The sequence below is a fragment of the Mesorhizobium sp. M2C.T.Ca.TU.002.02.1.1 genome, assembly GCF_003997225.1.
Genome location: NZ_RZTO01000165.1, coordinates 1 through 9,425 on the forward strand (window position 1 = coordinate 1; position 9,425 = coordinate 9,425).

Consider the following 9,425-nt stretch of genomic DNA (forward strand, 5'->3'; position numbering starts at 1 on the left):
ATCCGTGCCCCTACACTTCGAAGTTCATCATCTTGCGCATCACCAGGATGCCGATCGACATCCACACACCCGAGCAGCCGAGGATCAGGTTGCCGACATTGGTGGTGAACAGCGGCATGATGTAGTTCGGGCTCGACAGATAGACGAGGAAGGCAACGACGAAGGGCAAGGCGCCGATGATGACGGCGGATGCCTTGGCTTCCATCGAAAGCGCCTGGACCTTGGCTTTCATCTTCTTGCGGTCGCGCAGGACGCGCGAAAGGTTACCCAGCGCCTCGGACAGGTTGCCGCCGGCCTGCGACTGGATCTGGATGACGATGCCGAAGAAACCGGCCTCGCTGCATGGCATGGTCTCGGACATGCGCATGGCGGCGTCAGGCACCGACATGCCCATCTGCTGGGAATCGACGATGCGGCGGAACTCGGATCGGACCGGTTCGGGCGATTCGTTGGCGATCAGGCGGATCGCATCGTTGAGCGGCAGGCCGGACTTGACCGCGCGCACGATGATGTCGAGCGCGTTCGGGAACTCTTCCAGGAAGGCCTTGACGCGGCGTGTACGGCGAAAGGAGACAAACCAGCGCGGCAGGCCGAGGCCGCCCGCCAGCAGCGCGCCGGGCAGCGCCCACAAAGGCGCGCCGGCGAAAAAGAGAAAGCCTGTCAGCACGATGCCGCAGACGGCCGAATACATGTAGAAGCGCTCGATCGGGACCTGCATGCCGGCCTGACGGATCTGAACCTTCAGCGGCGGCTTCCTGACGTTTTGGTCGTTGGTCTTCTGCTTCTCGTCGAGCTGCCTGAGGGAGTCCTGGAGGTTTTTGCGCCGCTTGACCGCTTCCGCGGCGCGGTCGCGCGTGGCTTTCACCACAGACCGGTCGGTTTCGGCCGTCTTGATGGTCTGAAGCCGCTTGCCGGCCTGCTTTTCGTTATCGATGCGCGTGAACAGGAAAGCGTAGGCCACCGCGCCGGCGCTGAAGCCGGCGAGCACGATGAAAGCCAGTACGGTGGTGTCAATTCCGAACATCGACCGGGGCCCCTACACCTCCAGATGCGTTAGAGCGGGATGCGCTGAATAGACGTCGGCACCCCGCGCTATCTGTTTGTTTTAGCCGCATTTCTGCGACGCCAATTGGTTCCACTTGGCTGCAAAATGCTCTAGTCAGCGCGTTTCTCCATCGCCTCGAGCGCGGTGGCGAGGCGCTGCTCCTCGCCATAATAGCGGGCGCGGTCCCAGAAATGCGGGCGGCCGATGCCCGTCGACACATGTTCGCCGATCAGCCGGCCGCTCGAGTCCTCGCCCTTGATGTTGTAGAGGACAAGATCCTGGGTGATGATGACGTCGCCTTCCATGCCGACCACTTCGGTGATGTGGGTGATGCGGCGTGAGCCGTCGCGCAAGCGGGCCGCCTGGATGATCACGTCGATCGAGCCGACGACGATCTCGCGCACCGTGCGCTGCGGCAGCGAGTAGCCGCCCATGGCGATCATCGATTCGATACGGTTGAGGCATTCGCGCGGGCTGTTCGAGTGGATCGTTCCCATCGAGCCGTCGTGGCCGGTGTTCATCGCCTGCAAAAGGTCGAACACTTCCGGTCCGCGCACTTCGCCGACGATGATCCGCTCCGGCCGCATGCGCAGGCAGTTCTTGACCAGGTCGCGCATGGTCACCTCGCCCTCGCCCTCCAGATTGGGCGGCCGGGTCTCGAGACGGACCACATGCGGCTGCTGCAGCTGCAGTTCCGCCGAATCCTCGCAGGTGATGACGCGCTCCTCGCGGTCGATATAATTGGTCAGGCAGTTCAGCAACGTCGTCTTGCCGGAACCGGTGCCGCCAGAGATGACGACGTTGCAGCGGACGCGGCCTATGATCTTGAGGATTTCCGCGCCTTGCGGCGAGATGGCGCCGAACTTGACCAGCTGGTCCAGCGTCAGCTTGTCCTTCTTGAATTTGCGGATGGTGAGCGCGGTGCCGTCGATCGACAGCGGCGGCGCAATGACGTTGACGCGAGAGCCGTCGGGCAGGCGCGCGTCGCAGATCGGGCTCGATTCGTCGACGCGGCGGCCGACCTGGCTGACGATGCGCTGGCAGATGTTGAGCAGCTGCTGGTTGTCGCGGAAACGGATGCCGGTCTGTTCGACCCTGCCATTGACTTCGATGTAGACGTTCTTGGAGCCGTTGACCATGATGTCGGCGATGTCGTCGCGGGCAAGCAACGGCTCCAGCGGCCCATAACCCAGAACGTCGTTGCAGATGTCCTCGAGCAGCTCTTCCTGCTCGGAGATCGACATCGCGAAGTTCTTGATCGCGATGATGTCGTTGACGATGTCGCGGATTTCCTCGCGCGCGCTCTCGGGATCGAGCTTGGCGAGCTGCGACAGATCGATCGTATCGATCAGCGCGGAGAAAACCTGGCTCTTGGTGTCGTAGTAGGTCTCCGAGCGCTCGCGCTGAACCCTTCTTGGCGGCTCCGGCGCCATGGGCGGCGCCTCGACGGGGCGGCGCGCAGGCGGCGCGGCCGGAGCGCTGGACGGCGGCGCGACCGGTCGTTCGGCCGTCATCGTCCCCGTTGGAGCGGTGGGAGCGGATGCCGGCGGACGGAATTCAGGCGTTGCCCGCTTGCCGTCGTCTGTGCCTCTTTTACCAAACATGATCGACTACCCGATGCCGCTCAATCAGCGTCACTTCTTGTTGCGCGAGAGCTTGCCGAGGATCGAGCCCAGGCCTGCCTTCTTCCTTGTCTTGATTTCGCTGCGTCCGGTCAGCACATGCGCTATCTCATTGATGGTCGCGACGACGGGGCTCTTGGCGTCCATCTCGGAGAGCATGCGGCCATTGTTGGCGGCATTGCCGAACAGCAGCGGTTCGAAGTTGATCACCGCCATCGGCGTGATGCCGAGCGGTTCGGCGAAATCGGAAGCCGCGATCTCGGGCCGCTTCGGAACGCCTGCCTGGTTGATGATCAGCTTCGGCGAGGGATCGTTCGGACGCAGCCGCTTCAGCATATCCACCATGTTCTTGGTGTTGCGAAGATTTGCGAGCTCGGGCGTGGCCGTGATGACGATCTCATCCGCCTTGATCAGCGTGCTCTTCGTCCACCCGCTCCAGATGTGAGGGACATCGAGGACCAGCAAAGGCGCGCTACGCTGGGCGGTCTCGATGACCTGCGCGAAGGCCTCGGGGTCGAAATCATAGACGCGCTCGAGCGTGGAAGGAGCCGCGAGCAGCGACAGATGCTCGGCGCATTGCGCGAGCAGACGGTCGAGATAGACCTCGTCGACCCGCTCGGGCGAAAACACCGCCTCGGCGATGCCTTGCGCCGGATCCTGATCGAAATTGATATTGGCGGTGCCGAAGGCGAGATCGAGATCGGCGATGACGACTTCGGACTTGAACAGGGAAGACATCGCCCAGGCGACATTGTGAGCGATGGTCGAGGAGCCGACGCCACCCTTGGCGCCGATGAAGGCGATCGAACGGCCGATCGGCTCCGCTTCCGGATCGACGAAGATCGACGACACGACGCTGACGATGTCGGTCATCGAGACCGGCGCGATGACATATTCGGAAATGCCGGAGCGGATGAGCTCGCGGTAAAGCCCGACATCATTGTAGTGGCCGATGACCACGACCTTGGAGGACGGATCGCAATATTCGGCGAGTTGGCCGAGTTGTTCGAGCAACTGCTGCGGTTCGCTGCGCGATTCCAGCAGGATCAGGTTCGGTGTCGGCGCGGACTGGTAGAACTCGATCGCGGTCGGAATACCGCCCATATGGACCTTGAGATGGGCCTTGGCCATGCGGCGATCCTCGCCGGCGCGCTCGACGGGGTTGGCGACGCCTTCGGTCTCGCAAAAGGCCTGGATCGAAATGCGCGGCACCGGGCGCAACGCCTGCATGGCGGCGATGTCCTGCTGCGAAAGGTCGCCGGTCTCCGCGGGCGTGTCGTAGGCAAGATTGCTCATCGTCATGCTCTTTCCGTGACTGCTCTCTTCGTCGTCCGGCGCGGCTCAGTACGTCACTTCCGAATTGCCGAGGAACTCGTTCGAAATGCCTCTCGTGCGATAAAGGTCGATCACCGCGCCGCGGTTTTCGGCGTCGATGTCGGACTGCTTGCGCGGACCGATCAGATCGTTGGGATTGGCCACCTGGGCCGCGAGATTGTTCTGATAGGAGCAGCCGAAGTCGGCGTAGTGCTTGTTCTCCGACGTCTCCGTCAGGTCATCGGGCCAACGGCCGCATTTATCGGTCTGTGCCCGCACCGCGACGAAGGCGACACGCACCGGCGCGGACGCCTCCGGCACATCCGACTGATAGGATGTCATGACGATACGGCTGCGCTTGACGCCAGCGGCCGCAGCGACCCGCGCGAAATCGCGCCCCGCCACCAGCGCCGCCACCTCGTTGGCCGAGCCGCGCGGGATTGCGATGGTCAGCGACGGGGCCGCAGCCTTGTCGTAGCCGTCGAGGAAACCGAGCAGCGTATCGCGCTGGGCACCTGTCATGCCGCGATCGCCTGCGCCGACCGGCAGGTCAATCTTCTGGTTCTTCTCGGCGATGACGATCGGATGGGTCGTGCGGTAATCGTCCGGAACCGATCCGACCGTGATACTGTCGCGGTTGGCACATCCGGCGAGCGACGCCGCAAGGGCGATCGCCAGCGCCGGAACCACCTGCCGGCGGATCCTTGCGATGCCGGATGCTGTCCGGACCGTCACGACCTTCGATGCTGACTTGGACATATCCGCATTCCCACTCATTTGTAGATGAAGCCGACGACGCCGTGATAGCGGCCCGGCGGCCTGTCGGTCTGCATGGTGCCGTAGACGCGGTTGACGCGGCCGAGGAACATGCCGGCGCCGTCGCTCGCCGCATTGAAGTTGTCATCCGGCTTGGCCAGGTCGTTGCGCGCCACCGGCCGCGCCAGATAGGGCGTGATGATGATGATGAGCTCGCTCTCGTTGCGGACGAAATCGCGGCTGCGGAACAGCGTGCCAAGGACGGGGATTTTGCCCAACCCCGGGAATTGGTTGACAGCCTGGCGAACATCATCGCGAACAAGGCCCGCGATCATCATCGAGCCGCCGGAGGGAAGCTCGACGGTGGTGTCGGCGAGACGCTTGCGAATAGAGAGAATGTTCGCGGCGGGAGCTGTCTTTTGGCCTGTCGAGAACGCGGCTGAACCTTCGGTCGTCGGCTCGGAGACCGCCGTCCGGACCTTCAGGCTTATGCGACCGGCGGAAAGGACGACCGGTTGAAATTCAAGTCCGATGCCGTACTCGACCTTGTCGAGCTGGTAGGTCAGCTTCGAAGGAATGCCTTTGGTGATGTCAGGATCGGTAATGCTCTGGCTGGAGACAATATTGTATTCGCCGCCAACCTTGAACGTGGCCTTCTCGCCTGAAACCGCCGTCAGGGTAGGCTCGGCTAGCGTCTTCATCACGCCCGACTGCTCCAGGGCGTTGACATAGGCCTGCAGCGAGGACGAGCCGATATTGAATCCCGAATTGCTGAGGGGCTTGCCGAGCCCCATGGGGTTGTCGCCTGTTGCCGACCAGGTGATGCCGTTGCTCTCTCCGCTGCCGAACATATTGACGCCGAGCTGCTTCATCACCGAGCGGCTGACTTCGGCGACGGTCACCTTGAGCGTCACCTGATCGTCGCCAATAATCTGCAAGAGGTTGACGATCTTGGAGGTCCGGCGCTCCTGGTCGGGGTTGTTGATGTCGACGCCGCCATTGACCGAGCCGCCGGCGGCGGTTTGCGAATATTGACCCGTCGTCGCTTCACCGCCGGACACGAAGATGGTTGCCAGGTCGACGGCGCGCTTGGCATCGAGCGGCGTGTCGACCATGCCGGTCAGGACCACGTTGTCGTTGAGAAGCTCGACCTTGATCTGCGAGGACGGGATGAAGCGCTTCAGATAGTCCTCCAGCCCGGCGACGTCGCGCTCGACGGCCAGATCCAAGCTGACGATCTGCTCGCCGTTGGGGCCGAAGACAAAGATGTTGGTTTCGCCGACCGCCTTGCCGAACAGGTAGATGCGCCGCGCCGTGCGGGTCACGGCATCGGCAACGGCCGGATTGGCGACCAGGATGTCGTAAGCGTCGCTCGGCAGGTCGATAACCACGGACTTGTTAAGGCCGAGCTTGACGCGCTGCGTGGCGACGGAAGCCGACACGCCGGCGCTCGCGGCCTTGGCTTCGACCAGTCCGGGGGCGCTGGTGCCGACCAGGAAAGAACCGATCGCCGCGGCGGCCAGGACAGGCAGCAGTTTACCGTTCAGCCTCATTTCCTTGCTCCCACCTCGGAAACCTCGCCTGACTTGATCAGCCGCACCGTTCCGCGCCGGCCATTGCCGTTGACCAGATAGTCGGCCTCGTCGGTATTCTTTTCATGGATGTCGGTGATCGGCCGCAGCGCGAGCGTCAGGCGGTCCGCCATCTGCTGCGCCACCGTGATGATCTCCGCCTGCTGCGGCGTCAGCTCCAGTGTCGCGGTCTGGCCGACCCTGGTCTTCTTGCCCTCTTCGTCTTCCTGGATGGTCTGGTCGATGGCCAACACGCGGATGTTCTTGAGGATCGTCTCGGTGTTGAAGCCGCTGCCGCCATTGCCGGTGTCGGCGCGGCGGGTCATGATGACGTCGACGAAGTCGTTGGGCAGGATGAAGCCGCCGGCGGACGTGTCGGCCGATATCGCGGTCGCGACGGCGCGCATGCCGGAAGGCAGGATCGACGACATGAAGCTCTGCCCCTCGCCGACCAGCTTGGAACGCCGCAAAGGTTCGCCAGTATACATGGCGACGCGCGCGACCGAGCCCTTGAGCTTTTCGATCGCGTCGGGCTCGGCGGCGCGGGTGATGAAATTGGCGTTGACGCCATCGGCCGGCCATTCTTCCCAGCTGATGTTGTTGGCGAGCTGGCTGCCCATCGCCACGTCGCCGGAAAGCACCAGCACATCCTGCAATGCGATCGCCGGCTGCTTGGGCGCATCGACGACGACCTGAGGCGGCGGCGCCACGACCATGTTCTTCGCCACATAGCCCGCGCCACCCGCCGCGACCGCAGCCACGCCCAGAATAATCAATCGGGATGCTGGCATTCGTCCGAAACCCTTCGCCTGATGGCAAACCACCTCGCCAGGCCGGACTTTGCAGCTGCAATCGTCAAAACAAGGTTAATGCAATGCTTACGATCGTGATTAATTTAAGGTTTACTCAAATTAGATGGAACGGCCCGCCGTTAACAAAAAAGGCGGCCTGGCCGCCTTGTGATGCAACAAAAAAGGCGGCCTGGCCGCCTGGTGATCGCCGACATCAATGTCGCCGTGCCTATGTCGTGAGCCTCCCCAGCGCCCAGACCATCAGCGGCGAATCCGGGAAAGTGATCAGTCCACCCGCGCCCAGCGCGATGCCATATGGGACGCCAACGCTCTCGTCCGCGAAATAGCGGAGAAATCGGTTGTGGCCGGTGTACATGGGAAGCGGCGATTTCCGGTAAGCGAGGATTGCGACGGTCAGCAGGCCTCCGATGAAAGCCGACGTCACCAGATAGCCGATCAGGTTGATGTTGAGGCCCATCCAGACCGCTGTCGCGGCCAGAAGCTTGGCGTCGCCGCCACCCATCCCGCCGAGCGCAAAAAGACCGAATGTCACTGCCAGCACCAGGGCGCCTGCCGCGAAGTGCCAGCCATAGGTCGCCCAATCCATGCCGGTGAGCGGAGCGATCAGCGCAAAGGTCGCCACCAGAAGCACGGGCACGCGATTGGCGATCGTCATCGACAGCGTGTCCGAGATCGCCGCAAACAGCATACAGAAAGGAAAGACGACGAAGATGACAGCTTCGATCATGGACGCGACGCCTGCGATGAAATCCGCCGTCAGCCTAGGCAGATTGAATTAACGATTGATGAGAGCGGCGATCGCCTGTGCCCGCAGAGAGCTGGTCTAACGATGAAGGGCCGCCATGGGCGGCCCTTCATTTTGTCAAAGAGGCGCTGTTCGCTGCCTGTTACGGGGCCGGGGTGCCGGCGACGCCGTTAAGGGTGCTGGCGATGCCGGAGAACTTGGCGTTCAGCGCGCCGCCGAGCTGGGAAGCGCCCATCATGATAGCGAGCGCGATGAGAGCCGCGATCAGACCATATTCGATGGCGGTCGCGCCGGATTCGTCCTTCACGAAGCGTGCAATGAGATTAGACATTCGAGAGCTCCTACTCCACGTGTTACAGCACTTCCGTCAACTTCTCTTTGCGGTTGATCGGATGCTGCAAATCTAGGGAGAAGCCGTTTCAATCGGCTTAATAAACAGCCTTACCGATTCCTTTCCGGTGGCGAACGCGCTGCGTGGTTAACCGTGGCCTAAACATCGCCAGGAAGCTCGGGCCCCCGGAAAACCGGCGCTTGTGCAATATTCCTAAAACAGTAAGCGCCCTCGACGCATGACCCATCATGCAAGCCGATCCTTAATCATATCGGGCCCGGCTTAACCGTTGCTTCACCAATCTCGTTCATGTTCCGTTGAAGAATCTGCCCGCCGGGAGCGCTTCAATGACGTTGTCGAGATCGCTGTTTCCAGTCGCCGCGCTGCTGGCAACTGCCGCCTTTGTCATGCCGGCCAGGGCCGGCGCCGGCATAGAAGTCACCATGAACCAGGCAAAGATCGTCAAATTGTCACGCGCGGCCGACACGGTCGTCATCGGCAATCCGGCGATCGCCGACGCCTCCGTGCAGGACGCCTCGACCATCGTTCTCACCGGCAAGGGCTTCGGCGTCACCAATATGGTCGTGCTCGATTCGGACGGCAGCCCGATCATCGATGAACAGGTGACCGTCGTGCGACAGGCCGCATCCTCGGTACGCATCTACAGACGCGCCGAAGTCCAGACCATGTCCTGCACGCCCTATTGCGAGAGTGCGTTCAAGACCGAGGCCGAGAAGGCTTCCGAAGCCGAAATGAGCGCCGGGCACTGAGCCCTGCGAGGGAAGAACCCACCGGCATTAAAGACAGCTTAAAGCTCGCCCGACGAGTTTAACGATCATCCAAACCGGACCTCAATGGGTTTTCGCTAACCTTGCCGACGGTACCGCAAAGGGATCGGCAGGAACGCGATATGAGCAAGGATGCCACATCCGGCAACGGCATGGACAGCAAGGCGCACGCCAGATCGCGCCCTGGCTTCTTCAGCGACAGGCGCGGCAGCACGGCCATGGAATTCGCGATGCTGGCCATCCCGTTCGCGCTTCTCGTGTTCGCCATCCTCGAGAGCTGCATTTCGTTCGCCGGCCAGGAGGTGATGGCCAACATCACCGACGATGTCGCCCGCCAGTTGCGTACCGGACAGTTGCAGAAGACGAACGTCAGCGAAGCCTCCGTCAAGCAGCTGATCTGCAGCAGGCTTGAGATCATCGTGGCCCAGGACTGCCCGGGAT

10 protein-coding genes are annotated in these 9,425 nt (G+C 62.3%); 2 read left to right on the forward strand and 8 right to left on the reverse strand.

The window, feature by feature from the left end; translation table 11 throughout:
- Positions 1–10: 10 nt before the first annotated feature.
- From EOD07_RS11660 to EOD07_RS11695, 8 genes are all read right to left on the reverse strand, one after another.
- Positions 11–1,024, reverse strand: a complete 1,014-nt coding sequence (locus EOD07_RS11660; protein ID WP_040985900.1) for a type II secretion system F family protein — start codon at positions 1,022–1,024, stop codon at positions 11–13.
- 131 nt (positions 1,025–1,155) lie between these two features.
- A complete protein-coding gene (locus tag EOD07_RS11665) occupies positions 1,156–2,649 on the reverse strand; it encodes a CpaF family protein (protein ID WP_127235559.1) in 1,494 nt (497 codons plus the stop codon).
- A gap of 30 nt (positions 2,650–2,679) precedes the next feature.
- Positions 2,680–3,969 carry a CpaE family protein gene (locus EOD07_RS11670; protein WP_127235560.1) on the reverse strand — a complete coding sequence of 430 codons (1,290 nt, stop codon included), beginning with the start codon at positions 3,967–3,969 and terminating at the stop codon, positions 2,680–2,682.
- 39 nt (positions 3,970–4,008) lie between these two features.
- On the reverse strand, positions 4,009–4,740 hold the full coding sequence (locus EOD07_RS11675; protein ID WP_127235561.1) for a CpaD family pilus assembly protein: 732 nt from the start codon (positions 4,738–4,740) through the stop codon (positions 4,009–4,011).
- A 14-nt stretch (positions 4,741–4,754) separates the two neighbouring features.
- Positions 4,755–6,290, reverse strand: coding sequence for a type II and III secretion system protein family protein (locus EOD07_RS11680; protein ID WP_127235562.1), 1,536 nt, complete (start codon positions 6,288–6,290; stop codon positions 4,755–4,757).
- Positions 6,287–7,099 (reverse strand): Flp pilus assembly protein CpaB, encoded by an 813-nt coding sequence (gene cpaB / locus EOD07_RS11685; protein WP_127235563.1) that lies wholly within the window; start codon positions 7,097–7,099, stop codon positions 6,287–6,289. The genes EOD07_RS11680 and cpaB overlap by 4 nt, the downstream gene beginning before the upstream one ends.
- A gap of 229 nt (positions 7,100–7,328) precedes the next feature.
- Entirely contained in the window at positions 7,329–7,847 is a 519-nt protein-coding gene (locus EOD07_RS11690; protein WP_041001626.1) for a prepilin peptidase, read from the reverse strand.
- A 160-nt stretch (positions 7,848–8,007) separates the two neighbouring features.
- Entirely contained in the window at positions 8,008–8,196 is a 189-nt protein-coding gene (locus EOD07_RS11695) for a Flp family type IVb pilin (protein WP_073989387.1), read from the reverse strand.
- Positions 8,197–8,543: 347 nt separating this feature from the next.
- Here EOD07_RS11695 and EOD07_RS11700 point away from each other — a divergent pair, with 347 nt between their 5' ends.
- Both EOD07_RS11700 and EOD07_RS11705 read left to right on the forward strand, forming a co-directional pair.
- A complete protein-coding gene (locus EOD07_RS11700) occupies positions 8,544–8,966 on the forward strand; it encodes a pilus assembly protein N-terminal domain-containing protein (protein ID WP_073989388.1) in 423 nt (140 codons plus the stop codon).
- Between the two features lie 170 nt (positions 8,967–9,136).
- Positions 9,137–9,425: TadE/TadG family type IV pilus assembly protein (locus EOD07_RS11705; RefSeq protein ID WP_245470055.1), on the forward strand; the 289-nt coding region annotated here is incomplete at its 3' end.